At 58.9% G+C, this 26,048-nt stretch carries 29 protein-coding genes and 1 pseudogene; 17 read left to right on the top strand and 13 right to left on the bottom strand.

Going from position 1 to position 26,048, the window contains the following annotated elements:
* Nucleotides 1-61 precede the first annotated feature (61 nt).
* From HMPREF3155_RS02875 to menE, 8 genes are all read left to right on the top strand, one after another.
* Nucleotides 62-523 (top strand): DIP1984 family protein, encoded by a 462-nt coding sequence (locus HMPREF3155_RS02875; protein WP_061920423.1) that lies wholly within the window; start codon nucleotides 62-64, stop codon nucleotides 521-523.
* A 298-nt stretch (nucleotides 524-821) separates the two neighbouring features.
* On the top strand, nucleotides 822-1,790 hold the full coding sequence (locus HMPREF3155_RS02870) for a 1,4-dihydroxy-2-naphthoyl-CoA synthase (RefSeq protein WP_070432566.1): 969 nt from the start codon (nucleotides 822-824) through the stop codon (nucleotides 1,788-1,790).
* Nucleotides 1,791-1,824: 34 nt separating this feature from the next.
* A complete protein-coding gene (locus HMPREF3155_RS12995; RefSeq protein ID WP_168162301.1) occupies nucleotides 1,825-1,974 on the top strand; it encodes a hypothetical protein in 150 nt (49 codons plus the stop codon).
* A gap of 362 nt (nucleotides 1,975-2,336) precedes the next feature.
* The gene (locus HMPREF3155_RS02865) at nucleotides 2,337-3,503 is read left to right on the top strand and encodes a metal ABC transporter substrate-binding protein (RefSeq protein WP_061920421.1); all 1,167 of its coding nucleotides are present in this window, start codon (nucleotides 2,337-2,339) and stop codon (nucleotides 3,501-3,503) included.
* 6 nt (nucleotides 3,504-3,509) lie between these two features.
* Nucleotides 3,510-4,196: a metal ABC transporter ATP-binding protein gene (locus HMPREF3155_RS02860; protein WP_023020501.1), complete on the top strand. Its 687-nt coding sequence runs from the start codon at nucleotides 3,510-3,512 to the stop codon at nucleotides 4,194-4,196.
* Nucleotides 4,193-5,026, top strand: coding sequence for a metal ABC transporter permease (locus HMPREF3155_RS02855; protein ID WP_235590994.1), 834 nt, complete (start codon nucleotides 4,193-4,195; stop codon nucleotides 5,024-5,026). The genes HMPREF3155_RS02860 and HMPREF3155_RS02855 overlap by 4 nt, the downstream gene beginning before the upstream one ends.
* A complete protein-coding gene (locus tag HMPREF3155_RS02850) occupies nucleotides 5,026-5,853 on the top strand; it encodes a metal ABC transporter permease (RefSeq protein ID WP_049062513.1) in 828 nt (275 codons plus the stop codon). Before HMPREF3155_RS02855 ends, HMPREF3155_RS02850 begins: the two co-directional genes overlap by 1 nt.
* 56 nt (nucleotides 5,854-5,909) lie before the next feature.
* Complete coding sequence (gene menE, locus HMPREF3155_RS02845; RefSeq protein WP_070432531.1) at nucleotides 5,910-7,043, top strand: o-succinylbenzoate--CoA ligase; 1,134 nt, start codon at nucleotides 5,910-5,912, stop codon at nucleotides 7,041-7,043.
* Here the strand turns inward: menE and HMPREF3155_RS02840 are convergent, their stop codons facing one another.
* Nucleotides 7,044-7,715 carry a metal-dependent transcriptional regulator gene (locus tag HMPREF3155_RS02840; protein ID WP_070432565.1) on the bottom strand — a complete coding sequence of 224 codons (672 nt, stop codon included), beginning with the start codon at nucleotides 7,713-7,715 and terminating at the stop codon, nucleotides 7,044-7,046.
* Nucleotides 7,716-7,931: 216 nt separating this feature from the next.
* Between HMPREF3155_RS02840 and HMPREF3155_RS02835 the strand changes: the two genes are divergently transcribed.
* Together HMPREF3155_RS02835 and HMPREF3155_RS02825 are read left to right on the top strand one after the other, a co-directional pair.
* Complete coding sequence (locus HMPREF3155_RS02835; protein WP_070432530.1) at nucleotides 7,932-8,822, top strand: 1,4-dihydroxy-2-naphthoate polyprenyltransferase; 891 nt, start codon at nucleotides 7,932-7,934, stop codon at nucleotides 8,820-8,822.
* A 576-nt stretch (nucleotides 8,823-9,398) separates the two neighbouring features.
* Nucleotides 9,399-10,628 carry an MFS transporter gene (locus HMPREF3155_RS02825; RefSeq protein WP_049146071.1) on the top strand — a complete coding sequence of 410 codons (1,230 nt, stop codon included), beginning with the start codon at nucleotides 9,399-9,401 and terminating at the stop codon, nucleotides 10,626-10,628.
* A gap of 17 nt (nucleotides 10,629-10,645) precedes the next feature.
* Here the strand turns inward: HMPREF3155_RS02825 and HMPREF3155_RS02820 are convergent, their stop codons facing one another.
* Nucleotides 10,646-10,975: a DUF4229 domain-containing protein gene (locus HMPREF3155_RS02820; RefSeq protein WP_061920409.1), complete on the bottom strand. Its 330-nt coding sequence runs from the start codon at nucleotides 10,973-10,975 to the stop codon at nucleotides 10,646-10,648.
* Nucleotides 10,976-11,016: 41 nt separating this feature from the next.
* Here HMPREF3155_RS02820 and HMPREF3155_RS02815 point away from each other — a divergent pair, with 41 nt between their 5' ends.
* Nucleotides 11,017-11,301: a hypothetical protein gene (locus tag HMPREF3155_RS02815; RefSeq protein WP_070432528.1), complete on the top strand. Its 285-nt coding sequence runs from the start codon at nucleotides 11,017-11,019 to the stop codon at nucleotides 11,299-11,301.
* Between the two features lie 161 nt (nucleotides 11,302-11,462).
* On the opposite strand, the gene HMPREF3155_RS02810 is transcribed toward HMPREF3155_RS02815, so the two are convergent.
* The 8 genes from HMPREF3155_RS02810 to HMPREF3155_RS13220 form a co-directional block, all read right to left on the bottom strand.
* The gene (locus HMPREF3155_RS02810; protein WP_061920405.1) at nucleotides 11,463-11,720 is read right to left on the bottom strand and encodes a helix-turn-helix domain-containing protein; all 258 of its coding nucleotides are present in this window, start codon (nucleotides 11,718-11,720) and stop codon (nucleotides 11,463-11,465) included.
* Complete coding sequence (gene ccsB / locus HMPREF3155_RS02805) at nucleotides 11,720-12,751, bottom strand: c-type cytochrome biogenesis protein CcsB (RefSeq protein ID WP_070432527.1); 1,032 nt, start codon at nucleotides 12,749-12,751, stop codon at nucleotides 11,720-11,722. Before ccsB ends, HMPREF3155_RS02810 begins: the two co-directional genes overlap by 1 nt.
* An 82-nt stretch (nucleotides 12,752-12,833) precedes the next feature.
* Nucleotides 12,834-14,477 carry a cytochrome c biogenesis protein ResB gene (locus tag HMPREF3155_RS02800; protein WP_070432526.1) on the bottom strand — a complete coding sequence of 548 codons (1,644 nt, stop codon included), beginning with the start codon at nucleotides 14,475-14,477 and terminating at the stop codon, nucleotides 12,834-12,836.
* A 16-nt stretch (nucleotides 14,478-14,493) separates the two neighbouring features.
* Nucleotides 14,494-15,294 carry a cytochrome c biogenesis CcdA family protein gene (locus HMPREF3155_RS02795; RefSeq protein WP_070432525.1) on the bottom strand — a complete coding sequence of 267 codons (801 nt, stop codon included), beginning with the start codon at nucleotides 15,292-15,294 and terminating at the stop codon, nucleotides 14,494-14,496.
* A 42-nt stretch (nucleotides 15,295-15,336) separates the two neighbouring features.
* Nucleotides 15,337-15,903 (bottom strand): TlpA disulfide reductase family protein, encoded by a 567-nt coding sequence (locus HMPREF3155_RS02790; RefSeq protein WP_070432564.1) that lies wholly within the window; start codon nucleotides 15,901-15,903, stop codon nucleotides 15,337-15,339.
* Nucleotides 15,904-15,949: 46 nt separating this feature from the next.
* On the bottom strand, nucleotides 15,950-16,558 hold the full coding sequence (locus tag HMPREF3155_RS02785; RefSeq protein ID WP_061920396.1) for a histidine phosphatase family protein: 609 nt from the start codon (nucleotides 16,556-16,558) through the stop codon (nucleotides 15,950-15,952).
* Between the two features lie 32 nt (nucleotides 16,559-16,590).
* Entirely contained in the window at nucleotides 16,591-17,913 is a 1,323-nt protein-coding gene (hemL, locus tag HMPREF3155_RS02780; RefSeq protein ID WP_070432524.1) for a glutamate-1-semialdehyde 2,1-aminomutase, read from the bottom strand.
* Between the two features lie 585 nt (nucleotides 17,914-18,498).
* A complete protein-coding gene (locus tag HMPREF3155_RS13220) occupies nucleotides 18,499-18,630 on the bottom strand; it encodes a hypothetical protein (RefSeq protein ID WP_268751111.1) in 132 nt (43 codons plus the stop codon).
* Nucleotides 18,631-18,878: 248 nt separating this feature from the next.
* Here HMPREF3155_RS13220 and HMPREF3155_RS02775 point away from each other — a divergent pair, with 248 nt between their 5' ends.
* Nucleotides 18,879-19,718, top strand: coding sequence for an NAD(P)-dependent oxidoreductase (locus HMPREF3155_RS02775; RefSeq protein ID WP_070432523.1), 840 nt, complete (start codon nucleotides 18,879-18,881; stop codon nucleotides 19,716-19,718).
* 6 nt (nucleotides 19,719-19,724) lie between these two features.
* On the opposite strand, the gene HMPREF3155_RS02770 is transcribed toward HMPREF3155_RS02775, so the two are convergent.
* Both HMPREF3155_RS02770 and HMPREF3155_RS02765 read right to left on the bottom strand, forming a co-directional pair.
* Entirely contained in the window at nucleotides 19,725-20,342 is a 618-nt protein-coding gene (locus tag HMPREF3155_RS02770) for a Fic/DOC family protein (RefSeq protein WP_049063784.1), read from the bottom strand.
* 10 nt (nucleotides 20,343-20,352) lie between these two features.
* Complete coding sequence (locus HMPREF3155_RS02765; protein ID WP_049063782.1) at nucleotides 20,353-20,562, bottom strand: hypothetical protein; 210 nt, start codon at nucleotides 20,560-20,562, stop codon at nucleotides 20,353-20,355.
* A gap of 107 nt (nucleotides 20,563-20,669) precedes the next feature.
* On the opposite strand from HMPREF3155_RS02765, the gene HMPREF3155_RS02760 reads away from it, so the two are divergent.
* The 5 genes from HMPREF3155_RS02760 (at nucleotide 20,670) to HMPREF3155_RS02740 (ending at nucleotide 25,491) form a co-directional block, all read left to right on the top strand.
* Nucleotides 20,670-21,245: an ABC transporter ATP-binding protein gene (locus HMPREF3155_RS02760; protein WP_061920381.1), complete on the top strand. Its 576-nt coding sequence runs from the start codon at nucleotides 20,670-20,672 to the stop codon at nucleotides 21,243-21,245.
* Nucleotides 21,245-22,291, top strand: coding sequence for an ABC transporter permease (locus HMPREF3155_RS02755; RefSeq protein ID WP_246815642.1), 1,047 nt, complete (start codon nucleotides 21,245-21,247; stop codon nucleotides 22,289-22,291). Before HMPREF3155_RS02760 ends, HMPREF3155_RS02755 begins: the two co-directional genes overlap by 1 nt.
* 120 nt (nucleotides 22,292-22,411) lie before the next feature.
* Entirely contained in the window at nucleotides 22,412-23,917 is a 1,506-nt protein-coding gene (locus tag HMPREF3155_RS02750) for an ABC-F family ATP-binding cassette domain-containing protein (RefSeq protein WP_061920378.1), read from the top strand.
* A gap of 90 nt (nucleotides 23,918-24,007) precedes the next feature.
* The gene (locus HMPREF3155_RS02745) at nucleotides 24,008-24,376 is read left to right on the top strand and encodes a GntR family transcriptional regulator (RefSeq protein ID WP_061920376.1); all 369 of its coding nucleotides are present in this window, start codon (nucleotides 24,008-24,010) and stop codon (nucleotides 24,374-24,376) included.
* On the top strand, nucleotides 24,373-25,491 hold the full coding sequence (locus HMPREF3155_RS02740; protein ID WP_061920374.1) for a DUF5808 domain-containing protein: 1,119 nt from the start codon (nucleotides 24,373-24,375) through the stop codon (nucleotides 25,489-25,491). Before HMPREF3155_RS02745 ends, HMPREF3155_RS02740 begins: the two co-directional genes overlap by 4 nt.
* A gap of 17 nt (nucleotides 25,492-25,508) precedes the next feature.
* Here the strand turns inward: HMPREF3155_RS02740 and HMPREF3155_RS02735 are convergent.
* Nucleotides 25,509-26,001, bottom strand: a pseudogene (locus HMPREF3155_RS02735) (type 1 glutamine amidotransferase domain-containing protein).
* Between the last annotated feature and the right edge of the window lie 47 nt (nucleotides 26,002-26,048).

Here is a 26,048-nt window from a genome sequence, read left to right as displayed (position 1 = left end):
CCATTGACCCCCTCCCCGCTCTGCGCTATTTTTGGGAACCTATACCAATAAAGGAGGAATTATGCTGCTAGCTGAGGCATTGGCGGAGCGCGCCCAGGCGCAAGAGCGTCTCAATAGCCTGCACGAGCGGCTACTCGCCGTGGTTCGCGTGCAGGAGGGCGATACCCCGGAGGAGGATCCGCAGGAGCTGCTGCGCGAGCTCGACGGCGTGACCGGGCGCATCGATGAGCTGGTGCAGGCCATTAATGCGACAAATATCGCCACCGCCTTCGATGAGAAGATGAACTTAATGGAGGCCCTCGCTCTGCGGGACGGCCTTGTGCGCAAGCGCCGCATCTACCACGACTTGGCGCAGCGGGCGGGCACACGCTCGGATCGTTATTCCCGCAACGAGATTAAGTTTGTCTCCACCATCCCGGTGGCGGATATGCGCAAGCATGTCGACGATCTATCTAAGCAGTACCGCGAATTAGATACCCGCATCCAGCAGCTGAACTGGAATACCGAACTGAAAAACGGATAGTCATGTCGCGCGCCGCATAAAGCGCGCGATGGTAGCCCACACGCCTGCAGCGAGCAGGCCCCCACCCTGGAGGGGAAAGTCGAGGGACACCAGGCCCTCTTTAGCGCTTTTAAAAGAGGCGGGGGAGTTCGAGTCTCCCCACAGCATGGAGTACCGCGCTGGCATGGCGTACACGGGTACATTGCGGGGCGAAGCCCTCGTAGTATCGCGCATTGATTATTACCGGCCTGCTGGGCAGCGCGTGTGGGTGAGGGTTGGGAATGGGGACTATTCTTCTTTTGCCACTAAGCTGGCCGTTATGAGCGAGCAGAAAAAATACAGCACCGATAATCCCTTTCGGCCGGAATTGTGGCATTCCGTAGAGGGGTTTGAAGACCTCACGGATATCACCTACCACCGGCTCATCGGAGACAAGCGCGAGGACGGCATCGTCCGCATCGCGTTTGACCGCCCGGAGGTGCGCAACGCGTTCCGCCCGCACACGGTGGATGAGCTCTACCGCGCCCTTGACCACGCCCGCCGCACGCCGGATGTGGGCACGATTTTGCTCACCGGCAATGGTCCGTCCGAAAAGGATGGCGGCTGGGCTTTTTGTTCGGGCGGCGACCAGCGCATTCGCGGCCGCTCCGGGTACCGCTACGCCACCGAGCACGCCCACGATGATGCCACCGCGGATGAATCCACCGTGGACACCGCCCGCGAGAAGGTCGAAGGCGGCCGCCTGCACATCTTGGAGGTCCAGCGCCTTATCCGCACCATGCCCAAGGTGGTCATCGCCGTGGTCAATGGGTGGGCGGCCGGCGGCGGGCATTCCCTGCACGTAGTCTGCGATATGACGGTCGCCTCCCGCCAGGAGGCGCGTTTCAAACAGACCGACGCCGACGTCGGATCCTTCGACGCCGGTTATGGCTCGGCCTACTTGGCAAAAATGGTGGGCCAAAAGTATGCCCGCGAAATCTTCTTCCTGGGTCGCACTTACGACGCCCAGCGCATGTACGAGATGGGCGCCGTCAACGAGGTCGTCGATCACGCCGACTTGGAAGATGCCGCTATCCAGATGGGCCACGAAATCAACGGCAAGTCCCCGACAGCCCAGCGCATGCTGAAGTTCGCCTTCAACCTGACCGATGACGGCCTCATGGGCCAGCAGGTTTTTGCCGGCGAGGCGACTCGCCTGGCATACATGACTGACGAGGCCGTCGAGGGCAAGGAGGCATTCCTCGAAAAGCGTGATCCACAGTGGGAGCAGTTCCCGTACTACTATTAGCGCTTCAGCTAATGGCTATAGCAAGGCAAGAAGCATGATTTATCTTTGCATCGGATTGGCTGTCCTGGCGTTTGCGGGCGTTCTTGGTTCGCGCGTGTGGATGCTGCGCCATATCAAAGACGCCGAAAGGCGTGGGGAGCGTCCCTTCGATCAGGAGGACACCCCGCGCAATCCATACATGTAGCGGAGTAAATGGCGTGGGACACCCACGCCTCCCGAGTGAGACACCTCAAGCAATTGTGGACATGTCCATAGTTCATACGTAAAGTGTTGAGCATGAAACTCAGCAACTCATTCGTCATGCTCGTCGCCGCCGGCCCCGGCATGCACTCCCTGGACCAGCTTCTCTTCAGCAAGAAGACAAAAGTAGCCAACTAAGGCCACCGCTTCCCAACCTCTCACCTCATCTATTGAAGTGAGAGGATTTTTAAGTTTTAGCAGCTAAAAGAGGAGATAGGACTGCCTAAGTTCATAATATTGAACAATCTAGTTCAAGGGTGCTAGTGTTTGTTGAGTTCACTTCTCCCAATGCAAAGGAAGTTCATGATGAGCTCAAATCACAGCACCCCACGCCGGCCCCTACAGCGCATTCTCGCAGGCACCTGCGCCCTAGCACTCGGCGCCAGCCTCGCCGCTTGCAGCGCCTCGAAAGAATCCACCGACGCCGCAAAACCGAAGGACGGCGACACCGTCAAGGCCGTGGCCACGACTACCCAGATCTGCGACTACCTCACCCAGATAGCCGCCGGCGGCGTCAAGCTCCACAAGGTCGACTCCCAAGGTGCAGAGACCACCTCCGGCGAGGGCCCAGTGACCCTCGACCTCACCTGTTTGCTCGCCCCCAACGCCAGCGCCCACGAGCACGAGATGACCCCACAGCAGATGCAGGCGCTCTCCCAGGCCGACTACATGTTCGTCAACGGAGTCGACCTCGAGCACTTCCTCGACCAAGCCGTGGACTCCTCCGGCTTCCACGGCGTCATGGCCGTGACCTCGGGCGTCAAGAGCGAAGGCATGAGCGATGGCAACGGCAAGTACACCATCGACGAGGGCATCGAACACGTGAGCCCGCGCCCGTGGCCTTTCCCGGGGGAGGACGGCGAGGCCCCAGAATTCAAGTACGACCCGCACGTGTGGACCTCCCCGAAGCAGGCCAAGATTCAGGTCGACAACATCGTCAACACGTTGTCCCAGGCCTCCCCGCAGGCCAAGGACGCCTTCACCGCCGCCGGCAAGAAGTACACCGACCAGCTGGAGGACCTCGACAAGTGGGCCAGCGATTCCATGTCCGCAGTTCCTGAGCAAGACCGCGTGCTCTTCTCTTCCCACGACGCCTTCGGCTACTTCTCTAACGAGTATGGCGTGAAATTCATCGGCTCCGCACTGTCTGACTTCAACCACCAGCAGGACGCCACCTCGAGCCACATCGATGAGCAGGTAAAGAAGGTCCGCGAGTCCGGCGCCAAGGCCATCTTTGCGGAGAATTCCAACAACTCGAAGTCCATCGAGGCCATCGCCCGCGCCGCAGGCGTCAAGGCGGTTACATCCGACGACGCTTTGTACGGCGACTCGCTAGGCGTGCCTGGCAGTGAGGGCGAGACCTACATCGGATCCATCATCCACAACATCAACACCTTGGTCAGCGCCTGGGGCTCCGAGCAGCAACCGTTGCCGGAATCGCTGCAGGAATTCGACTTCGCCAAGCGCAAGTAGCTCTTTATGTCTTCCCCATTAGTCACTCTGCACAATGCCACCTGCGGCTATGGCGCCCGGGATATCCTCACCGACGTTGACCTTGAGATCCGCGCGGGCGAGGCCGTGGCGCTCCTAGGTTCCAACGGCGCGGGCAAATCTACCCTGCTCAAGGCAATCACTGGCCTGGCTGCCTTGCGCGGCATGGCCACCATCGACGCCTCGCTCGGATACGTCCCGCAGTACCAAGACTCCGACCTGAGCTTTCCCGTCACGGCTTACAAGGTCGTGGAAATGGGCCTTTTGCCCTCAGTGAGCTGGTGGCACAGGTGCACGAGCATGCGTAGCTACCGCGACTGCGTACTCAATGCCCTGCGACAAGTGGGGATGGAGCACCTCGCCGAGACGCGGTTTGGCCAGCTCTCGGGTGGGCAACGCCAGCGCGTGCTCATCGCGCGCGCGTTGGTTTCGGCCCCGGAGCTGGTGCTTCTCGACGAACCCTTCAACGGGCTTGATCAAGAAAGTCGCCGAATCCTGATTCAGATCATTGCGGATCTCAAGGAAGCAGGAATCGCCCTGCTCGTCTCCACTCACGACCCCATCTTGGCGCAGCACACCTGCGACTGGGCGGCGTTTGTGATCGACGGCAAGGTCCGCACCATGGGAACCGAGGAAGCAGTGGAAACCTATATGGAGCAAGGCGCGCGACTGTGATAGAGCAGATTCTCTTCGCCCCGTACCTGCGCAATGCTTTCCTCTTCCTGCTGTGCCTATCGATTGCGGGAGCTGCCATTAGCGTCCTCGTTAATCTCCGCCGCATGGAATTTACGGTGGAAGCCCTCGTGCACTCGGTTTTTCCGGGCATCGTGGTAGGGCTCATCGTGGGCGGCATCCCGGGCATCGTGCCGGGTGCGGCCGCGGTGGCCACGGTGACGGTGCTGGTGCTGGCTTCTCTGGGTTCTGGGCGGCGCCAGTCAGCGCGGAAGCTGGATATGGAAGCCGGAACGGCCGTGGTGCTGACCTTCATGTACGGCATCGGCGTGGTCATCAGTTTGGCCTATGGCGACAAGTCCGGGCAGCTGGAGGCACTCATGTTTGGCCGGCTTCTCGACGTCACGCAGTCCAGGCTGGCAACCTCCGTCACGCTCTGCGTGATTGCGGCACTGCTCATCCTGACAACCTGGCGCATGCAAATTCTCGTCGCTTTCGATACAACAGCGGCCCGCGCCATGGGCGTCAACGTGGCGGCTTATGAGCTCATTGCGAATATCGCGGTTGGCCTAATCGTGGTGGCGGCTAGCTCGGCAGTGGGTGTGTTGCTGGTTATCGGTTTTATTGTCATTCCAGGCCTCTCGGCGCGCTTGATCGCAGGATCCCCGCGCAGCATGTGCTTCTGGGCTGCGGGTTTGTCCACACTGGCAGTGGTGGTGGGATTTGCCATCATGCTGTCCCAAACCACGCACCAGATTTCGCCGCAGGCAATCGTCAGCTTGATGCTGGTTGCCACCGTGCCGCTAGCGGGCTTGAAGGGGGTATTTAGCTAATGGGACTGTCTCATCTTGATCCAGAGATCCTGCGGTTGCCCCTCCTTGAGGCCATCGCTGTGGGATGTTTATCTGGCTTGGTTGGAACCTTGATGGTCATGGGCAAGCGCGTCTTTTTCGCTGAGAGCCTGTCACACGGAATCTTCCCCGGCGCGGTGCTCGGTGTAGTGGTGGCCAACCTTCTGAGCTTGGATCTCTCCACGGGTTTGATGGTGGGCGCGGCACTGTTCTGCCTGCCTTTGGCATGGCTTATGCGGTGGCTGAGTACCGTCGAGGGCATTTCTTCGACTGCTGCCGCCGGCGTGACGCTCACCCTGGGGTTTTCCCTGGGCATCTTGTTGCTGCGCTGGTTCCAACCGCTACCTATCCACGTGGATAGCTTTCTCGTGGGCTCGCTGACCACTGTCAATGCGCAGGATGTCTGGTTTGTCGGCGCCCTGGTGGTGGTCAGCCTTGGCGTGCTGGTGGCATTTCGCCGGACGTTGGTCTCCTTCTACTTCGACCAGACGTTCTTCCGCGCACAAGGCGGAAAGCCCGGCCGCTATGACTTGCTTACCCTCACGCTTATCAGCGTGACCATGGTGGTGGTGATTCCCGCGGTGGGCACTATCTTGTCCCTGGCGCTGCTGGTAGCCCCGGCGGCGGCGTTGCAGCCGTGGATCAAGCGCCCGACCCAGCTCATGCTCGGTGCCGGTATCGCGGGCATTGCGCTGGCATGCGGCGGGCTCTGGCTGGCGGCCGCCCTCAGTTTGTCGGCGGGCGGCTGCATCGCGGTGCTGGCGGGTGTGTTCTATTTGCTCAGCATGGGGCTACGCGCCTTGCTCTAAACGCCCGGCGCGCCGCCTCCCGGGACGAACGAAATGCCCGGGTAACCTGATTATTCGTGACTCATATCCTCGCCCCACTCCCAGTCGATCCCCGCAATCCCGCAGCTATTTTGGATGAGCTCGAAAAGGCCATCGCTGGGCAGACCACGCTCTTGCCCCTTCCCGCAGCGGACCGCACGCGGGCGGAATTGCTGCGCAACCACATGCGCGCGGGCGAATCGATTGCTGAGGGCATTGCTTTGGTGGTGGCCACCTCGGGTTCCACGGGCACACCGAAAGGTGCGCAGCTAAGCCCACTTAACTTGGTGGCGAGTGCGGATGCCACCCATTCTTTCCTGGGTGGACCCGGCCAATGGCTACTGGCCATGCCCGCCCACCACATCGCAGGCATCCAGGTGCTCGTGCGTTCGTTGGTGGCGGGTGTGGAGCCACTGTGCCTCGACCTGTCCCAAGGCTTTAACATCGCCGAGTTCGCCCGCGCAGCAGAAGAACTCGCCCACACCGAAGACCGCATGTACACCGCGCTCACGCCGATGCAGCTGCACAAAGCACTCGATTCGCTGGACGGCATCCAGGCACTGCGCCGCTTCAACTCCATCCTGGTGGGTGGAGCAGCGCCGCATCCCCAGCTGTTGGAATCTGCGCGCAAGCTCGACATCACCGTTGTAACCACCTATGGCTCCTCGGAGACTGCGGGCGGTTGCGTCTACAACGGCACTCCCCTGCCCGGCACCGAGGTGCGCATCGGGGAGGATAACCGCATTTTCCTGGGCGGGCCGACCATTGCGCAGGGCTACCGCAATGTGGAATCGCGCGACTTCGTCGATGGCTGGTTCGCCACTTCCGACGCCGGGGCGCTCGACGCCCACGGTCAACTCACCGTCACTGGGCGTCTGGACAACATCATCAACTCGGGCGGCCTGAAGTTGCACCCAGAACAGCTGGAACAGCTCTTGTTGCAGTTACCGGGCGTCGACAGTGCATGCGTGGTGGGCATCCCTGATCCACGTCTTGGCCAGATGATCGCCGCAGCTTACACCGGCTGGGCCTCGCGCACCGACATCCTCGAAGCGCTCGATGACCTGCCTCGGTGGCAGATTCCGCGCGAGATTATCCGCATTGCTGAGATGCCGCTGACCGGCCCCGGCAAGGTGGACCGTCGTGGTGTCGCAGGGCTCTTTAAGAACTGATTAGGCTTCGTTAGCGCGCACCGTCACATCGGCGGCCGCGACTTCCGCAAGGGAGAACTCCCTGTCCCCTGCGTGCAGGTTGAGCAGGCCCGCAACGCGGGAATCGACTTCGACCTCGACGCCCAAGCCAACGCCGTGGCTGTCGAGGTAGCGCAACAGCTCGGTGTCCCCGTCGCATACCCGCTCGATGGTGACAGGGGTGTGAAGGGGGACGTCGTCAAGCGTGAGCGTGCCAAGGTCCTCGATGCTGCCCTGCGCGTCCGGGATGGGATCGCCGTGGGGATCGCGCTGAGGATGGCCCAGGTGCTGATCGAGGCGATCGATGAAGCGATCGGAGCATGCATGCTCGAGGAGATCGGCGTCCTCGTGAACCTCGTCCCAGGTGTACCCCAGCTCTTTAACCAGGAAGGTCTCGAGGAGACGATGGCGGCGGACCATACCCATGGACAGTGCCTGACCCTCTGGGGTCAGCGAAACGCCAGAGTAGCGCTCGTGTTCCACCAGCCCTTGGGCAACGAGACGCTTTACGGCTTCCGACGCCGTGGGCACCTTTTGGTTCAATCGCCCCGCCAGCTCCTTGAGCGCGATGGGCGCGCCGCTGGAGTGTTCGGAGAGGTCCCACAGGACTTTGAGGTAGTCCTGGGTACGTTCAGGGAGATCGCTTAAGTGCATGACATTCATCGTAGTAAAGGCCTTGCCCCGCGAGCGATTCACATGATAACTTTTAAGAAAGTTCAACGCATTGAACTTTTGTCACGGGTGTGGCCCACAGCCGTCCTTTCTTGGGTATTGTACGACGCGCTTCCGCCATACCCGTGGCTTTTATATGTCCGCCGTGTGCGTCCCTTGTGCACAGCATGTCCGCGGTGGCGTGGCACAATAACTAACATGTCACTTTCTGCCTATCCCGCAACTGCCAAAGACTGGTTCCAAGGCGCTCGCCCGCACACATGGGCAAATGCTTTCGCCCCAGTCATCGCTGGTACGGGCGCCGCCGCGGCTGCCGACGGCGCGCACTGGGGCCGTGCCTTTCTCGCACTCATTGTGGCGTGGGCGCTCATCATCGGTGTCAATTACGCCAACGATTACTCGGATGGCATTCGCGGCACCGACGACGACCGCACCGGCCCGCAGCGCCTTACCGGCGGTGGGCTGGCGAAGCCGCAGCACGTGAAGTACGCAGCCTTTGCTTCGTTCGCAGTTGCTGCCGTGGCTGGCATTGCGTTGTCTTTGGTAGCGAACGCCGCGTGGTTCATCTTGGTAGGCGCGCTTTGCATTGCCGGCGCATGGTTTTATACCGGTGGCAAGAATCCGTACGGTTACCGTGGCCTCGGTGAGGTCGCTATCTTCATCTTCTTCGGTTTGGTGGCCGTACTGGGCACGCAGTTCACGCAGGCTGGCCGCATCAGCCTGACTGGACTGGCGCTGGCGATAGGCATTGGTGGAATGAGCTCCGCAGTCAACTTGGCCAACAACATTCGCGACATCCCCTCCGACACTGAGGCCGGCAAGATCACCTTGGCCGTGCGCTTGGGCGATAAAAAGTCGCGCAACCTATTCATGTGGCTGCTACTTCTTCCGGTCCTGCTAACCATCGTCATCGCCTTCGACTCCTGGCTGGCATTGGCTGCCTTGGCGTACTTCCCGTTCGCACTCCAAGCCGTCCGCACCGTCAACCGCGGCGCCCGCGGCCCCCAGCTCATCCCGGTGCTCGGGATCACTGGCCGCGCAATGCTGGTATGGGCGCTGGTCAGCGCGATTGCTCTTTTTCTCGTCTAAAAATTCTTACTGTCAGCCTTCCCCGTAGGGAAAACGTACGCCGAAGGGCAAGACCTCCAAGCGAAGTTAAAAGTTGCCGATTTAAAATTTTCTGAAATTTAAATCACAAACATTACTCAGAGTGATACACTTCACTCACTTCGTTTTATCTGTCCGCACAGAAAGGTCGAAAGTTGTTTATTTTCGATGAGATTCCAAAAATCGAATCTGTTGGGGGGTCTACCCCATCACGGGTAAGAGGGCGAGAGGCTGTGGCCGAGAGTAAGGTCACAATCCAACTGCCCAATGCCGTAAGTCTGGAAAAGTGTCTCCGACAGCTTGAAATTTCTGACCAAAGACTTGCAAAAATGGGCCCGAATAGACCAGGCGGCCCCTACGATTGGCAATTCGTTTTAAGCGAGTCATTCGACGACGGTAGCGCATGTGTTCACTTTGGCGTTTCTTGGTATGACTTGGAATTTTTCTTAGAAAAGAAAGACAGTTTCCGCGACAACCGGCATAACTCAATACTGCAAAATATAGGAATCGATCCTTCGAGAATGTCCGTAGACCACTGGGTGAGGACCAAATAGAGTGTTGAAAACTCCACTAGGTAATGATGGGTCGAAAGGCAAAGTCTTTAGTCTCGTCATTGCCTACTTTTTTATGTCTCTGTGCGGAGCGATGACTTCGATCGCAATCTCACTCAACTTCGCCACTCGGCCAAACGGTGAAGCACTTGTGGCCACTGTTCTAGTAACAGGGGCCTGCGCTCAGGTATTTGTGTCCCCTCTTTTGACACCATTCTTTGATCGAGCAAATCCTTTTACGGTGGCAAAGCTTGGAACAATATTTGAGTGCCTTACTCTCATTTTCTTGTGCGGCTTTCCATCAACGCTCACTCTCATCGCAGGAAATATCGTAATAGCTACGTTGAGTGGGATTACCATTCCAGCCTATTACGCAATTGCAGATTCAAGCCTAGATGCCTCGGACCAAGCCCGGGCTTTTTCCTACTTGGACACGGCTCGGCTATGTGGCAGCTTCGTAGGCCCTGTACTCGGCGGCGGATTCCTAGACATCGCCTCACTACGCACAGTATTTGCATTGGAGGCCCTAGCCGTCGGGAGCTCAATTATTGTGGTGCAGCGTTTGCAAAGACAAGATTGGCCCCTAGTTCCATCAACTTCCCCCCACACTCTCAAGGCCGAGGCCCCAAGTCCTCTGCACAGCATTGTTGAAGCTCCAAAAATACTTCTTAACAATCCACGTTCGCGTCAGGCGCTGACAAGCATCTGGGCCGCGATTATCTTCACATCGATTTTTAACGTGGCTCTCGTGTTCTTCGCCACTCAGTCCCTGAATACCAGCGGGTTTTTATATGCAATAGTCGCCCAGTGTTTTGTCGTGGGACGGATTTTAGGCGCAAGATTTTCAGCAAGACTTACGAAGGCAAACGCCCTAGCGACCTTGATCAAAAGTGGAATAGGAATGGGGATCTGCATCTCGATCCCAGGCTTTGTGCCCGCGTTATTTCTCTGTATTCCGCTTTTCGCATTGGCTGGAATGTTTAATGGACTCCAAGTGTCTGCTCTAAGAATAGTGGTCGTCAGCGCCGTCGATCCAAAGATTAAGCCCAAAGCGTTAGTAACGATGGGGACGATTAACAATTCGGCAATGCTGGTTGGATACATTGTGGGTGCACCGACGGTATCTGCCGCTGGACCGAACGCTGCATTAATCATCGCCGGCCTCGGCACAGCACTGTTTACTGCGCTTCCTTCGTTATGGAACAAGCTCACAAAGCCGTTCCTCCGAAGTAATTGAATGCCACGATGTGAAAGCTAGCGGCCTGCCAACTCCGCTTGGACCCAGGCCTTATGAGCCTTGCGCTGAGCGGAGTACTCAGCCAAGGTCTCGGTGGCTTCTACGCGCCACTTCTTAAACACGAGCATCGACAACGGCAACGCCACGAATAGGGCAAGCAGCGCTGCGAGCAGTACTGGAATGGGGAAACCTGCCAGGATGGCGATGAGCTCGATGACCACCGTGAGCAGGATGAAAAGCACCAGGCGGGCCAAGCCGTACTTCCAAAGCGCGGCGCGGGAGCGGCGGCGCAGCTCGGGATCGGGTGCCGGCGGCTCCGGATTATGTGCAGAAGAAGTATCAGTCATGGGGCTAAAGTCTACGCTTTCGATTCCGTAGGATATAACGCATGGGTCGTTTGATTTTGCTTGTCTTAGTTGTTCTTGCCGCCGTACTGGTCTGGAAGGCTTTTGGCCCTTCCAGCTGGAAGAAGCCGCAAACAACGCAGCAGCGCCCAGCCATCAAGGGCCCAGACGACGATGAAGAGTTCCTGTGGAACCTCGAGAAGGAGCGCTTCAAGGAGCGCCGCGCCCGCGAAATGCAGGCCGAGCGGGAAGCCGAGGAGCGCCGCCGTCAACAGCGCCGCGAGAGCCACCGCGACGAGCCTTCGCGCGACGAAACGGACGAGAAGTAGGGTGCATTCTCCGCCGGCACGGAATGGTTTCCCTCTAAAGGTCCCTCTCTACGGGTAGCTTTACGAGTAACGGCAACCCTGAAACGCGCTTCATGGTCCCATTGCCCCACAAAGGGACCCAAGCAATGGGACCATGAAGAAAGTGATGGAAAGCTACGCCGCTAAGCGCGCGGCTGGAAGCTCATCTCAAGGCCGAGGGCCTCCGCGACCGCGGTGACCTTCTCCCAGCGCACACCGCTGCCGCCGTGCTCGATGGTGTGCAAAGTGGAGCGAGATACGCCTGCGGCATCGGCCAGTTGCTGCTGCAGGATACCGAGCTCGCGACGGCGAGCAGCGAACTCCGCGCCGATGGCGAGCAGCTGCGGGTTATCGCCTGCTGGCTTTCCTTGCTTATTTCTTGGCTTATGCGTATCAGGCACTAGTTCAACCCCGCGTAAGAGTGCAGACCGGAAACAACCATGTTGATGAAGAACAGGTTGAAGACCATCAAGGAGGTCGCGGCAATGTTGATCCACGGCGAGAACTTACGCCAGGACGGCGTCGCACGCGCGTGGAGGTAAGCCGCATAAAGAATCCAGGTAGCGAAGGAGACGGTTTCCTTCGGGTCCCAGCCCCAGAAGCGGCCCCATGCGGATTCCGCCCAGATGGCGCCGAGGACGATACCCAGGCCCAAGGTCGGCAGTGCGATGATGCCGAGGCGGTAAGCAAGCTGATCCAGCTTCTTCGCCGAAGGCAGCGGTTTTGCCACAACTCCAGCGAAACTACGCTCAGCGCCCTTCGGCTGCCAGACACGCAACATAGTCAGCAAAGACGCGATACCGGAAACCACGCTGATGGAAGCACCGAGGGAAACCACAGTGACGTGGATTGGCAGCCAGTGCGACTGCAGCGCCGGGACAACCGGAGCGGATTCCGCATACAGCTTGGTGGAACCGTAGAACATCAGCGCCAGAATCGGAGTGAGGATCCACGGCCACATCGTGCGCCATTCCTTGCGCTGCATCGCGATGTTGGACACGATGAGCACGCCAGCGGTCACCATCAGCACGTACTCATACAGGTTGCCAAACGGGAAGCGGTGTGTGGCTAGGCCACGCAGCACGATTGCCACGACGTGGAGCACAATGCCCAGCCACAGCAGCATCTGCGTCATGCCGCCGAGCTTGTCAGCCTTTTCCTCGAGGACGCTGGGGTCTTTGACTGGAGTGGTGTCGGCGACGGCGGCGTCGGCAAGCGCAGCGTCATCCTCGCCTGGTGCGTAGGGGCTGCCGCCTGCCACTACCTTCTGCTTGGACTGCGCGCGATCTGCTGCAGCTGCGCGGCGGGCATCGATGACCGACTGCATGCGGCCGTAGTACGCGAGCGAGAGAAACAGCGCGATGGCGTAGATAACGAAGGCCGTTTGGACGGCGATGTCGGAAAAATTCGACAGATTCTGATCGATAAGCATTGAAAACCTTGCGCTTTGCTCCAAATAGTACCTGCATACGATACTCCCGCATGCAGGCGACATCAAACTTTAGTCGGATGGATTAATCATCCACCCAGATCTCATCCTCTTCTACTTCGTCCGGGTCAGGCAGTTCCAAAAGCTCGCGATAGAGCGCGTAGAACTCCTCGGACCAACCGGCGCGGTCGGTGCGGGCAAGACCCGCCATCTGGATGTCGGTTCCTCCATCCGCGGCCGGGCTAATGCGCACCCACACGCGGCGGCGCTTGATAACTAGCGAACCGACCAAGGAGACGAGCATCAAAAGGGCCGAGACCAAGACCCACTTCTGGAACGGGTCATAAGAAATCTGGTAATTCGCATACTGGGAGGCACCGTTGAAGGTGACCTTCGTGCCATCGTCCAGCGTCACGGATTCGTTCTGCGAGAGATTCACGCGGTCAATCTTCTGCAGCTGACCCGAGTGCACCAGGGAGGAATCCAGATCGAAGATGGACTGCGCAGTGCCGGTATCGAGGCCGGCATCGCCGCGGTAGATATCGATTGCCAAGGCAGGATCCGTAAGCCCTGGGTACGCGGAGGTCAGCAGCTGACCGTTCTCCCCGGACCACTGTGCGGTCGGCGCGAAAAGGCCCTGGATGGCGAGCTGATTCTGGCGACGCTCAAAGAGATCCGGGTACATGCCAGCCGGCGGGTCGAAGCGCATGACGCCAGAGGAAAGGAAGCGAACCATGTCATCGGGGCGGAACTGGATGGTCTGGGTACGCTTCTCGCCGTTTGGCCACTCCACCGTCACGGTCGGCGCGTAGCCGTGGCCCTGCAAGTAGACGCGGTTATGGGAAAGGCGCAGCGGGTGGTTGACGCTGAGCGCGTAATCCTGCCAGGTGGAAGGGTCGGAGTAAATGTCATCGCCTTCCGCATAAGAAACGTTCGATCTAAACATCTCCGCCTGGCCGTTATCCAGGTAATCCGCGGTGAAGTCGTGGGCTACGAAGCAGAACGGGTGCAGGCCCGTGCCGTCGAAAAGCGAGCCAGCGCGGAAGGAGTCATAGTTCGAGGTCGAGGTATTGCAGAACTCGGTGGACTGATCCAGTTTGGTCTCCCCGTCCTGGGAACCGGACTCGGTGACCACGATGACTTGGCCCTCGTAGTTAGACAGGCGGCCGGCGGCAACGGTGACCAAGATGGCCACCAAGGCAATATGGAAAATCAGGTTGCACAGCTCGCGGGCATAGCCGCGCTCAGCGGAGAAAGACTGCTGCCCCTGGCGGTCTTCTTCCGGGCCTGATTCAGCAACGCGCCACTTCTTCAGCAGCTTGGTTACTCGAGCTTTGATTTCCTCCGGCGAATGCTCCGAATGACCTTCGGCGTGAAGCGGCATCTTTTCCAGGTACTTCGGAGCACGGGTAGGCGGGGTCTTCCAGGCTTTGTAGTGCTCCCAAGAACGCGGGATGATGCAGCCCACGAGGGAGACCATCAGCAGCATGAAGATGGCCTGGAACCAGATGGAAGAAAAGACGTCGAAAAGCTGCAGTTTGTCGTAGATTTCTGCGACCTTGCCGTGCGAGCTGATGAAGTCCTTGACGTTAGCCTCGTTGAGATCGCGCTGCGGCAGCAGCGAGCCCGGGATGGCCGCCAGGGCGAGCAAGAACAGCAACGCCAGTGCGGTGCGCATGCTGGTCAGCCAATGCCATGCCTTGCGCAGATAGCGAACGATAAGTTTCATATGCCTTCTTATCCTCTTAAATTAGGGTCGCGCCGTATTCAAACGTCCACTGGCGGATGAAGCTGATGAAGTTGCCCCACAAGCCGGTAGCCAGTGCGAGGCCCACCAGAATCATGGCGATACCACCGATGATCTGGATGGTGCGAGAGTGTTGCCGCATCCAAGAGATAGTGCGCATGGCACGGGCTGAGCCCAGCGCAACGAGCAGGAAAGGCAGCCCCAGACCCAAGCAATAGCCGATGATAAGGAAGGTTCCGCGCACTGCGGTCATGCCTTCAGTGCCAACGGAGACAGAGATAATCGCCCCGAGCGTAGGCCCCAGACACGGCGTCCAACCAAGAGCAAAGACGCCACCAAGCAGCGGCGCACCCAACCACGTGGTCCAGCGCCGCGGCGCCATGCGGGTGTCCTTTTGCAGCACCGGCACCACGCCCATGAACACAACGCCCATGAGGATGGTGATGATGCCGCCTATCCGCATGAGCACATCAGCGTTGAGCGTCAGCGCGGAAATCGCACCGAAAACAGAGACCGTCGCCAGTACGAATACCACGGTAAAGCCCAGCACAAACAGCGCCGCGGCAAGTACTACGGCCCATTGCTTGCGCTTGCCGACGCCGATGCCATACTCCGCGTCATAACTAACCTCACCGCCAACCACACTGGCCAGGTAGGAGATATAGCCGGGAACGAGCGGGACCACGCACGGACTGGCAAAGCTGACCAAACCAGCGGCCATGGCGAGGAGAAAACCTAGGGCGAAAGGACCACTAGTGATGACCGATTCGACGTTGAGCGCCGCATCCGTAAAGTCCATGAAACCTCGCGCAATTCTAAATAAGTTGTCTAGCAGTGGAAACTACTCTTTTTCCAGCGAATCTACGACTTCGAGAACATCCTTGTCGGTGATCTCGCGCAGAAATACGGCGGCTGGTCGATGCTGCTTATCGAGCACGATGGTGGTTGGCACGACAGAGGTCGGTACGCCGCCAAGAGCCGCAGCCGTCTTGAAAGGCGGATCGTAGATGGACGGATACTCCAGCCCGTTATCTCCCAAAAAATCACGGGAAATTTCCGGGTTGAAGTCGCGGACATTAATTCCCAGAACTGTACCCGTACCGCGTTTGGTCAGCTCGGCATGGATGTTTTGTAAGTCATCCGATTCGGAGCGACAAGGAGCACACCATTGTCCCCAAGAGTTCAGTACGACGATCTGGTCAGAGAAATCATCCAGAGAAATGGTCTGGCCGTCGTGGCGCAGATTCTCTCCTGTGAAGGACTTCAACGGTTTGCGCTCTTCGGGCGCATATTTGATTACTTTTTCTCCGCCTGGAGCAAAGAATTCAAAGGTGCCGCCACTCGCCACTGCATTTTGTGCTTTATCTGCGTCTTGACTGCACGCAGTGGTAGCCGAAGCGACAACCATCAACGAGGCGACTACAGGCAAAAGTTTGTGTTTCACGGGCTCTGCCTTAAATATCCTGCGCCGGGGAGGAGTAGAAGATGTCGATGAGCTGGTCATCTTGGAAGACGAGCGAGGTCACCGAGGCAAGGTCGCACTCGCGGTCCCATGGTGCGTGGGCAAGGCGCTTGCCTAGTGCGGTGCGCTGGACCATGACGATGGGCAGCTGGTGGGAGACGATGATGGCCTCGTGGCCTTCTGCCTTATCGCGTGCGCGCTCGACTGCATTGACCATGCGGGCAGCGATCTCCTCAAAAGGCTCGCCCCAGGAAGGCTGCATCGGGTTGCGCAGCAGCGGCCAACGCTGTGGGTTCCATAGCTGGGAATTCCAGCCCTTGGTGCGCAGGCCCTCAAAACGGTTACCGGATTCGATGACGGACTTGTCGATCTCAACGTCAAGGCCGGTGACCTTGGAGATAGGCTGCGCGGTTTCCTGCGTGCGCTGCAGCGGCGAAGCCACAAGGTAGGTCACGTCGTGGCCGCGGAAGGACTCCGCAGTGCGCGCCGCCATGGAGTGGCCGCGGGAGGAAAGGTGATAGCCCGGGATGCGTCCGTAGAGGATCTTTTCCGGGTTGTACACCTCACCGTGGCGGACCAGGTGGACGATAGTCGTCGACATAGAAGTTCCTTTCGCTCTTCTTTAAATGAGCTTTAAGCGCGCTGGGCTGCTGCGGCAGCCTTTGCTGCGGGCGCGAGCGCCTTTTCGATTACCTCAAAATCATTGTCGGTCAGCGCATCGGAGACAAACCAGGTCTCAAAAGCTGATGGCGGAACGTAGACGCCGCCTTCCAGAAGAGCGTGGAAGAACGGAGCAAAGCGCCAGGTATCGGCAGCCTTCATATCGTCGAAGTTGCGGCCGCGGCCCTCAGCGAAGCGGATCGAGAACATCGAGGAAGCGCGCTGGATGTTGTGCGCGACGCCTTCCTTATCCAATGCTGCAGAGATAAGACCGGTTAGGCGGTCAGCGTTTGCGCTAAGGCGCGGGTACAGCTTTTCGTCGGCAAGCTCCAGGGACTTCAGACCAGAAGCCATCGCAACTGGGTTACCGGACAAAGTGCCTGCCTGGTAGACCGGACCAGCCGGTGCCAGGTAAGCCATAACATCCGCGCGGCCACCGAAAGCAGCAGCCGGCAGACCACCGGAGACAACCTTGCCGAAGGTGACCAAGTCACCAGCGACGCCGTCGACGCCGAACCAGCCCTTGTGTGAGGTACGGAAGCCAGTCATGACCTCATCCAGGATGAGCAGCGCGCCGTCGGCATGCGCGATTTCCTTCAGCGCCGCATTGAACCCCTCATCGGGAGCCACTGTGCCCATGTTGCCCGCGGCTGCCTCAGCAATGATGCAGGCGATCTCACCTGGGTGTGCGGCGAAAGCCTCACGGACAGCATCCAGATCGTTATAAGGCACAACGATGGTATCGGCAGCGGTTGCGCCGGTAACGCCCGGGGAATCCGGAAGGGCGAAGGTAGCAACGCCGGAGCCTGCCGACGCCAAGAGCGCATCAACGTGGCCGTGGTAGCAGCCATCAAACTTCAACACCTTTGCGCGACCGGTGAAGCCACGGGCCAGGCGCACGGCGGACATGGTTGCCTCAGTGCCGGAGTTGACCAGACGCACCTGCTCTACTGCGGTGCGCTCCACAATGCGCTCTGCCAGCAGGGTTTCTGCCTCAGTCGGCGCGCCGAAGGAAAGGCCATCGACCGCTGCCTTCTGCACAGCCTCCACGATTGCCGGGTGGGCGTTGCCGTGAATCATCGGGCCATAGGAGCTAACCAGGTCGACGTACTCGTTGCCGTCGACGTCCCACAGGCGGGAAGCCTCGCCGCGCGCGATAACGCGGGCCTGGCCGCCGACCGAACCGAAGGCACGGACCGGAGAGTTCACGCCACCTGGGGTGACCTTGGAGGCGCGCTCGAACCACTGGGTGGACTGGGAAACTGGCTGCTGACTCGTATTAGGCATAGCCAACATTGTAACTGCTTTGTCCCTATACAAAAGTTGGAGTGTCCGAAACGCGCCACCGCACCCAGAGCACTTCGCGCCCCACCGCAGCTACTCCGCATTCCGTTAATCCTGCACGCGCTTCAAAATGAGGTTAAGCTACTGCCGTCGCCACGTTCGCAGCGTCATGGGGGGAACAACAAAGCGCGCTGCACACCGGCTGCTCATGCAGCTAGCAGCTAAAGACCGTGGCGATGGATTTTGGGGAAAATTTTAAGGGGGAGGTTTTCATCGTGCGCTCACGCATCTTCATCTGCGCAATCGGCCTTAGCGCTGTATTTTGTGCATCCTGTGCAAGCAAAGAAGTCACCATGGTTCCAGCTCAAGATATGAAACCGCTGGAAACGCAAACATCAGAAAGCACCACGCCTTGGGCCCAGGGCTCCGCGCCACAACCGGCCACACGCTTAGCGCTAGATTCCGCGCAAGCGTCATCCAGCAAACACGAACCAAAGCCGAAAGAAACACCGAAGGCGCCCGCACCTGAGCAAGCTCCGCAAGAAAGCCAACTGGCCCCGCCACCAGAAGCACCGCCGCATTCACCCGATACGGTAACTATCCACGCACCTGCGCCGGCTCCGCCACCACGGCGTCCAGCACCCGCACCAGTTCCAGGCCTGCCAAAGCTGCCGGAATTTCATATGCCACCGCCACCGCCGCCACCAGCGCCGCCGCGGATTCCCACAAAGGTTCCGATTCCGCCGGAGGTACAACAGGGAATCGATCAAATCCCGAAGCCGCCACCACTTCCACGCCCGGAGGAAATCTACATCCCGCTGCCCTAGGCCACCGTTTTCAGGCCTACGATGCCGCCGATGATCATCGCCAGCCCACACGGTGTGGGCGGTACCGACGGGATACGAACCACGGCGCTCTTCCGGTGGCACACCGAAGTTGACTGCGCGCCCGCAAACAAAAATGGCACACTGGTTTCCATGAAAATCGCATTCCTTGGAACCGGCCGAATGGGCAGCGAGCTTGCCCGCCACCTGCTCAAATCTCACGAGGTTACGGTGTGGAACCGCACCGCTGAGCGCGCGCAGCCTCTCGTCGAAGAAGGCGCCAGCTTGGCAGATACCCCTGAAGAGGCGGTGAAAAACGCCGAGGTCATCATCACTTCCTTGTTTGGTCCTGATGACATTCGCGAGCGCATCATCGAGCCCGCGCTGATCCCCGCCGGCGTTACCTGGATTGACACCACCACCGTTTCCCCGGAGGCCGCACGCGAATTTGCCGCCGCGGTGGATTCCTATGTCCACGCACCAGTCGTGGGTTCCCTGGGCCCAGCCCGAAACGGCGAGTTGGGCGTCTATGTGGGCACGCCTGACGACGACCGTCGCGAGCTCGCCATGGACATCGTCGAGCCATGGGCCGGTGAGAACAAGCTGATCGGCGTCGAGTCCGCAGCTACCGCCGCCCTGGGCAAGCTGCTAGCCAACCTCGCATTGGCAGTAACCGCCGAGGGACTGCTGGAGGCACTGCAGCTCGGCGAATCCGAGGGCCTTGATTCCGAGGTCATCCTCGAGATGCTCGATATCACCGGCCTCGCGTTCATGAAGAACATGAAGGGCCCGTTCGTCACCGGCGAGCGCAATACCACTCCGGGCGACTTCACTGTCGATGCCCTCTGCAAAGACGCCAAGCTCATAGAGGCTACTTCTTCTAAGCCGCTGCCAGCAGTGCACGCCGCCATCGAACGCTTTGAGGAACAGCAGTCCATGGGCCACGGCGACCAGGACTTCTCTTCTATCTTTGTATTCCGCAACAAGGGCTAGCACGAGCTAGCGGTTGCCGACGATTTCGCGCAGCACCCGCGCCAGCTGCGCGTTATCGCCTGTGTCCTGGCTATGAAAACGTGCAGCGATGAACCGCTCACGCAGTTCACTATCAACGGCTAGGCGCTCCACGTCCAAGGCAAACCCAGCATTATCCACAAGGAACGCGAAAAAGACGGTCTGCGTGCGGGTGTTTCCCTCGCGGAAGCTGTGCACAACGTTGAGTTCACCCCACACTTCCGCCAGCTTCGGGACGAACTCCTCAAGAGTCATATCGCACAACAGGTTATCGCGGGCAAGACCAGCAAAAATCTTGTTCGCGGCCTTGGTCAGCTCTGGACCCGCTGGGTAATAAGCATGACCGGCCTTCACCATGAACTGGTCAGTAGGAGCCGTACGCTCCTGCCCCGCCCATTCATAAACATCCTGGAAAAGGTGGCGATGGATGGCTTTGAAATGCTGATAATCAAAATTCCCCTCTAGGGGCTCATGCTGTAATTCCGAGATTCGCAGGAATACCAGTTTTTCCTCGAGTAATCGGAGCTCCTCAGCATCAGTTGCCCCCAATAGATTCTTCAGAACCGTTGTTCCTGGAATGAAGTAATCTTTCCAACCCCCGCTCATTTTCCCCTGCTTACTTAAATGCCGTCCGGCGAACTTGGGCTATTGCGTCCTCAGCAGACACCGTGCCAGCGGCTACGCGGCGGGCCAAGTCACGAACTTTCGGGTCACTAACGTCATGGCCGGCCAAACGCATTGCTGCGTCTCCCAAGGCCAACTTGTTATCCCTCGGTTTATCAATTTCGGTGTCTATGAACTCATTAGCGGGCTGTGGAGTAACCATTCTTTTTCTCCCCCAAAATAGCTGTTTGACGCTAAATTTTAGCAGCTCAAGGTACCAAAACCAAGGTCTTGAAAGCCTGCAAGCAGCAGAATTGATAGCCTTGCCGCATGCTGAACATCGATGCCACTTACGGACATACCACAGCCCTCGGCCATCTTGCCCGCGAGTTTGCCCCGGGCCGCATGTACGGCCTCAAGGGAGCTAACGGCTCAGGCAAGTCGACGCTGCTCGCCACTCTCGGTGGCGAGCTCGCGGCTCTCGAGGGCACCGTCCGTGTTGATGGGAAGGAGGTGGGAACGAGGGCGTCGGCAAGCGCGGTGCTCACCGTGGCCGACCCAATCTTCCTACCGGACCTCACCGTGGGCGAGCACATCGATCTCATCGCCCGGACCACTGGCGTTGACTTCGCTGAAATCATCGAATTGTGGGCGCTTGAGGAGCTCCTACCTCACCCCGCCACGCGTTTGTCCGCGGGCCAGCGCCAGCGCGTTTTCCTGGCCATCCAGCTCTACCAGCCCGCGCAAGTGCTGCTTATCGACGAACCCGAGCGCCACCTCGACGCCGAGTGGACGCAATTCCTCAGCAGCGAACTGCGCCACCTGGCGAAAGAAGGTCGCTGCATCATCGTGGCGTCCCACTCGCCTACCGTCACCGATGCGTGCGATGAGTTGGTGGAGCTATGATGCCTGACACCAACTCTCGTACTGGCATGACACGGGCCCTGTCGAAGTTCGGTGACGTCGTTGGAGCGATCACCATGTTTGGATGTCTCCTAGGCGTACTTTTTGGCGTATGGCAATACGCCGCCGACTATTTGCCTTTCGTCGTAATTCGCACCGACGTTGCTCCTCTACAGACAACGGGCGGCATCCTGGGATTGCTGGCGCTGATTGCGCTTCTGGAGGCGCTGTTCCCGCTGCGTGGGATGTCAGGCCCTCGGTGGGTTTACCACCTCCGCCCACAAGGACGCCTGCGGGGCATGGATTCAATTTCAGTTCTGCAGCTGCTCGGGGCCACTGCACTCGCGTTGCTGCTTTGCGTGTCCCTCGGCGCATCTCCTCTATTCGCACTGGCAGCGCCAGCATTACGCATGGCCGTGGGCTGGCGTTCCTTCACCGTTGCGTCACTGCTCGCTGCTGGCCGTTCCCGCCAGGTGAGCAGTTCAGGTGTGAACCTGCTCGACTCTGAGGTCAGCTCCGACGCCCTAGCCAGCCAAAGCATGTGGTTGAAACCGCAGATCGGTTCGTCCGCTTCTTTAGCTGGTCTTTTCGCGCGCCGTCTAGGCAGGCGTTGGTACATCGGCGTCGGCGCACTGGCAGTTGCTGGTTTGAGCCTCGGGTTCGCACCGCACCTGGGTTCGCTGGGCATTCTTGCATTTGCCACCGCTTGGTCCATGGTGGGTGCGGCCGTAAGCCGCGCAGGTTCCTTTGGGCGAATCGTGGAAGGGCCTTGGGCAGAGTGGGGTCTTCCTATGAGCGCTGCGATAGGCACAGCGATTATAGGAACGGTCTTTGTTGCCATCGTGTGGCAGCTTTCACTTGCTGCACTTGCAGTCATCGCGGTAGGCCTGGCGTGGGCCGGCTACACCAGGTCCCGCCCTGCCCGCGTGACGCAAATGAGCATGGTCGATACGGGCGGTTTCGGTGCTTCCTTTTCCCCTGAAGTGGTGGGCTACTTAAGCCGCGGTTGGAAAGGCCTCGCAGTAGTGGCAGTGGCACTTTTCTTGTAATTCCATTTCCTCACAAACTATGGACACCACGCACGCACGCTGCTAACCTTCCTTGCCATGAAGATCCGCTCTTAATTCGAAGCTCACATCAACACCTCTGACTCGAAGGCGGATCGATCCATGCCTATTTCTTTCGCTGACCTCACCATGGTGTGGCCTGACGGCAAACCCTGTTTCGCGAATCTCAATGGGACTTTTAGCGCTCAGTTCACCGGACTCGTTGGCACCAACGGCTCGGGCAAATCAACGCTGGCCAAGGTGCTGGCCGGGATACTCGAACCAACCTCAGGTACCGTCAGTGCCCCTAGCGTCGGGTACCTCGACCAAGACTTAGGCCTGAAAGTCTCCGATACTGTTGCCGACGTATTCCACGCCCGTGAAGTATTGGAGGCCATCGAGCAAATCGAAGCGGGACACTACACCGACGAGCTCGTCGAGGTCGTGGGCGAGCGTTGGGACCTCAAGGAAAAAATCAGTGCTGCGCTCGCGGCGTCGGAATTGCCCATTTCCTTGGATCGCACAATCGGTAGCCTATCGGGCGGCGAGGCCGTTACTGTCGCGCTTACTGCGCTCTTTTTCTCCGAACCTGACGTGATCATTTTGGATGAGCCTACAAACAACCTTGATGCGCAGTCCAAGGAACTTCTCCTTAGTTTGATCGCTGACTCGCCGGCCCAGGTTTTGGTCATTTCACACGACCGCGATCTACTTAATCACGCAGATTGCATCGCCGAGCTCTACCACGGCTCATTACGCATGTTTACTGGGAACTACGCCTCCTATGAGGAGGCTATTGACCACGAACAGGACACCGCGCTTGCCGACGTCCACCAGGCCAAGGCCGCCTTACGCAAAGAAGTCCGCCAGCGGTCAGCAATGCAAACGCGGCTAGCCCGGGATGAGCGTCGCGGAAAGAAGTACGCGGCTTCCAAACGCAAGCCTCCTATCGCATTGGGCCTGGACAAGAATCGCTCTCAAAACACAGCTGCCAAGCGCTCGCACGAAGCAGCCCAATCAGTGGCAAGCGCACAGCAGGAGTACAACAAAGCTCAGCTGCGGCTACGCGACGATTCTGCCGTCCATATCGAGCTTCCGAACACTCAACTGCCTAACGCAACCCAAGTTCTCCGCAGTGAGCTACTCAGCATCGTAGGCCCTGAGCGCGTCCGACTCGCAGGTCCCAACGGTTCCGGAAAGACAACGTTCCTCAACCGCGTGGCAAACGGCGACGTCGACTACGCACTAGCCTGTGGCTACTTGCGTCAGCGCATCACGCTTCCAGAACACTTGAGTATGTGGGAATTGGTAACCGCAGCCAATCCAAACGAAGATCCGCAGTTCCTCCGCAATCAGCTAGCTAAGTTGTTGTTCCAAAACGATAGCGTTCATGCCCCGCTCGGGCAGCTTTCAGGAGGCGAGCGCTTTCGTGCCGAATGTGCGAGAGTCTTGCTTTCTTCTCCAGCACCTAAATTCCTCCTTCTAGACGAACCTACGAATAACCTCGACATCCCCACTGTTGACTGGCTGGTAGATGTGCTCTCTGCCTATCGAGGTGCATTCATCTTAGTGAGCCACGACGAAGATTTTTGTTCGCGTCTTTCGATTAACCGCACTGTAGAACTCTAATCGCTTTGTATCGCTACAAGTAACACAATCTGTGCTATAGTCACTAATACAACGTTGTATTAGTTGAACCAACACAGAAAGGGGGTCGGCATGTTCCTCACCCTCAATCCAGAATCAGGTGTCCCGCTTTTTACGCAGCTTCACGACGCCATCGTTTCTGCCATCGCACATGGCGAACTACGAGACGGCGACAAGCTCGATCCAGTACGACGCGTCGCCGCAGACTTCGGCATTAATCCCGCCACCGTCAAGAAGGCTTATGACAAGCTCGTCGCCGAAGGCCTAGCCGAAACCGCTGGGCGCTCCGGCACGGTGGTTCGCCCTGGAGCCCGCACCGACGCACAAAACCAACAACTCGTTGAGGGCCTTCAGCGCGCAGCCTTGCTAGCCCGCGCACAGGGCTTCAACGATTCCGAAATCCGTTCCCACCTCGACGCAATTTTGAAGGATTTGCCATGATTTTCGCCCTCCTCATGGCGGCCATGACCCTCGCCGTCACTTGGACCATCGCCACCATCCCCGCCATCGCTTCCCTGCCGCTTGGTGTGAGCGTGCCGCAGGACAAGCGCCAAGACCCACAAGTTCAAGCCGCACTGCGTTCCTACCGCACCAAGGTCTGGATCTGCGGCATCCTCACTACTCTGCTCACCCTTGCCGCATGGAAGTGGCCTATCGTCGCCGCTTTCTCCTCGCTCATCGTGGTAGTCGGCGCCATGTTTAGCTACGTCACGGCACGTCGCCGCATCATCGATGCAAAGGCCGCTGGCAAGTGGTACGACGAGGTAGAAACAGCGATTTCCGCACGCATCACTCGCACCAGCTTTACGGAATCGCAACTCGCAGGTCTCAAGACCACTGTGCGCTTTCCATGGATTAGCGTGCTCGGCTCCTTACTCGTCACCGCTGTCGGCGCAATCGTTGTTGCGATGCGCTGGGACAACATCCCAGAAACCATCCCAACGCACTGGGGTGCCGGCTTGCAGCCCGACGCCTGGAGCGACAAGTCCGTCCCGAGCGTCTTTATAGGAACTTTTGTATCCCTCGGATTAATCGCACTCTTTGCCGTAATTTTCTGGGCAATGGCCGCCTTCCCGTCGCACTCCCGCAACGACCGCTCCATCAAAGGTCAGCTGCGCAACGATGCAATCCTGGCAGCTTCTAACGAAGGCATCGGCCTGCTGTTGCTGGCTATGTGCGTCCCCCTCACTATTGACCAAATCGCCGGTCCGCTCCCCGAATTCAGTGACTGGCTGCCCGTAGGATTCTACGGCCTGCTCCTCTGCAGCATCCTCGGAGTCATCGCGCTCTTGGTCCTCATCGCTCTCCGGGCGAGCCAGCTTGACGACGCCCTGCGTGGTGTCAGCTTCCCTGACGAGGGCAAGGAATCGCCAGATAACGACGAGCACTACAAGTGGGGAATGTTCTACTACAACCCCGACGACCCAGCAGTCCTCGTGGACAAGCGCTTCGGCGTGGGCGTTACCTTCAACTTCGCCACTTGGCAGGCGAAGGCATTCATGGCCTTCATCCTGCTAGTGACAGTTGTCCTCTGCGCCCTACCGGCACTGGCCTAATTCGCGGGAACGATGGCCTAATCCGCGAGCGCGTCGACCAAGGTCTTCGCAAGCTTCTTGGAAGATTGCGGGTTCTGACCGGTGTAGAGATTGCCATCTACCACGACGTGCGAGGGAAATGGCAGCAGGCCCTTGTCGTAGTCCAAGCCTCGCGCCACCAGCTCATCCTCCATCGGGCCATGGCCGCCGGGATAGAACACGAGGTCATAATCTTCCTCGTTCTGGTCATGGAGGTCAGCCGGGTTCTCCAGGACATCGGAGAGCTCCGCAAGGCGAGACTTCAGCTTCTTGGCCGAAAGCGGATCGGTTCCGCCGGAGATGCTCAAAGAGATTTCATCAACTACTGGCTTGACCCCGCGCGGGGTCGCCACGGTGATGTCATATCCGGCCTCAGTAAAGATGTCATAAGGAGCGATGAACTCCTCTGCCCAGAAGCCGGTGGGGGTGCTCCGTGCCGTCTTTAAGAGTCCAGACACGGGCACCACTTAGAACCATAAGTACGTGAGTCATGCCGCCGCATCGTACCGATTGTGTGCGTGTGAGAGCTTGGCTGCTCT

Source organism: Corynebacterium sp. HMSC06D04 (genome assembly GCF_001807315.1).
In the GTDB taxonomy this organism is placed as follows: Bacteria; Actinomycetota; Actinomycetes; order Mycobacteriales; family Mycobacteriaceae; genus Corynebacterium; species Corynebacterium simulans.
This window is presented reverse-complemented; position numbering and strand designations above follow the sequence as displayed.

Bases quoted from the DNA above. Each gene is read 5' to 3' on its own strand.
- HMPREF3155_RS02875 (WP_061920423.1), top strand. From the start codon at position 62: ATGCTGCTAGCTGAGGCATTGGCGGAGCGCGCCCAGGCGCAAGAGCGT.
- HMPREF3155_RS02870 (WP_070432566.1), top strand. From the start codon at position 822: ATGAGCGAGCAGAAAAAATACAGCACCGATAATCCCTTTCGGCCGGAA.
- HMPREF3155_RS12995 (WP_168162301.1), top strand. From the start codon at position 1,825: ATGATTTATCTTTGCATCGGATTGGCTGTCCTGGCGTTTGCGGGCGTT.
- HMPREF3155_RS02865 (WP_061920421.1), top strand. From the start codon at position 2,337: ATGAGCTCAAATCACAGCACCCCACGCCGGCCCCTACAGCGCATTCTC.
- HMPREF3155_RS02860 (WP_023020501.1), top strand. From the start codon at position 3,510: ATGTCTTCCCCATTAGTCACTCTGCACAATGCCACCTGCGGCTATGGC.
- HMPREF3155_RS02850 (WP_049062513.1), top strand. From the start codon at position 5,026: ATGGGACTGTCTCATCTTGATCCAGAGATCCTGCGGTTGCCCCTCCTT.
- HMPREF3155_RS02840 (WP_070432565.1), bottom strand. From the start codon at position 7,715: ATGCACTTAAGCGATCTCCCTGAACGTACCCAGGACTACCTCAAAGTC.
- HMPREF3155_RS02835 (WP_070432530.1), top strand. From the start codon at position 7,932: ATGTCACTTTCTGCCTATCCCGCAACTGCCAAAGACTGGTTCCAAGGC.
- HMPREF3155_RS02820 (WP_061920409.1), bottom strand. From the start codon at position 10,975: ATGACTGATACTTCTTCTGCACATAATCCGGAGCCGCCGGCACCCGAT.
- HMPREF3155_RS02815 (WP_070432528.1), top strand. From the start codon at position 11,017: ATGGGTCGTTTGATTTTGCTTGTCTTAGTTGTTCTTGCCGCCGTACTG.
- ccsB (WP_070432527.1), bottom strand. From the start codon at position 12,751: ATGCTTATCGATCAGAATCTGTCGAATTTTTCCGACATCGCCGTCCAA.
- HMPREF3155_RS02800 (WP_070432526.1), bottom strand. From the start codon at position 14,477: ATGAAACTTATCGTTCGCTATCTGCGCAAGGCATGGCATTGGCTGACC.
- HMPREF3155_RS02795 (WP_070432525.1), bottom strand. From the start codon at position 15,294: ATGGACTTTACGGATGCGGCGCTCAACGTCGAATCGGTCATCACTAGT.
- HMPREF3155_RS02790 (WP_070432564.1), bottom strand. From the start codon at position 15,903: ATGGTTGTCGCTTCGGCTACCACTGCGTGCAGTCAAGACGCAGATAAA.
- HMPREF3155_RS02785 (WP_061920396.1), bottom strand. From the start codon at position 16,558: ATGTCGACGACTATCGTCCACCTGGTCCGCCACGGTGAGGTGTACAAC.
- hemL (WP_070432524.1), bottom strand. From the start codon at position 17,913: ATGTTGGCTATGCCTAATACGAGTCAGCAGCCAGTTTCCCAGTCCACC.
- HMPREF3155_RS02775 (WP_070432523.1), top strand. From the start codon at position 18,879: ATGAAAATCGCATTCCTTGGAACCGGCCGAATGGGCAGCGAGCTTGCC.
- HMPREF3155_RS02770 (WP_049063784.1), bottom strand. From the start codon at position 20,342: ATGAGCGGGGGTTGGAAAGATTACTTCATTCCAGGAACAACGGTTCTG.
- HMPREF3155_RS02765 (WP_049063782.1), bottom strand. From the start codon at position 20,562: ATGGTTACTCCACAGCCCGCTAATGAGTTCATAGACACCGAAATTGAT.
- HMPREF3155_RS02760 (WP_061920381.1), top strand. From the start codon at position 20,670: ATGCTGAACATCGATGCCACTTACGGACATACCACAGCCCTCGGCCAT.
- HMPREF3155_RS02755 (WP_246815642.1), top strand. From the start codon at position 21,245: ATGCCTGACACCAACTCTCGTACTGGCATGACACGGGCCCTGTCGAAG.
- HMPREF3155_RS02750 (WP_061920378.1), top strand. From the start codon at position 22,412: ATGCCTATTTCTTTCGCTGACCTCACCATGGTGTGGCCTGACGGCAAA.
- HMPREF3155_RS02745 (WP_061920376.1), top strand. From the start codon at position 24,008: ATGTTCCTCACCCTCAATCCAGAATCAGGTGTCCCGCTTTTTACGCAG.
- HMPREF3155_RS02740 (WP_061920374.1), top strand. From the start codon at position 24,373: ATGATTTTCGCCCTCCTCATGGCGGCCATGACCCTCGCCGTCACTTGG.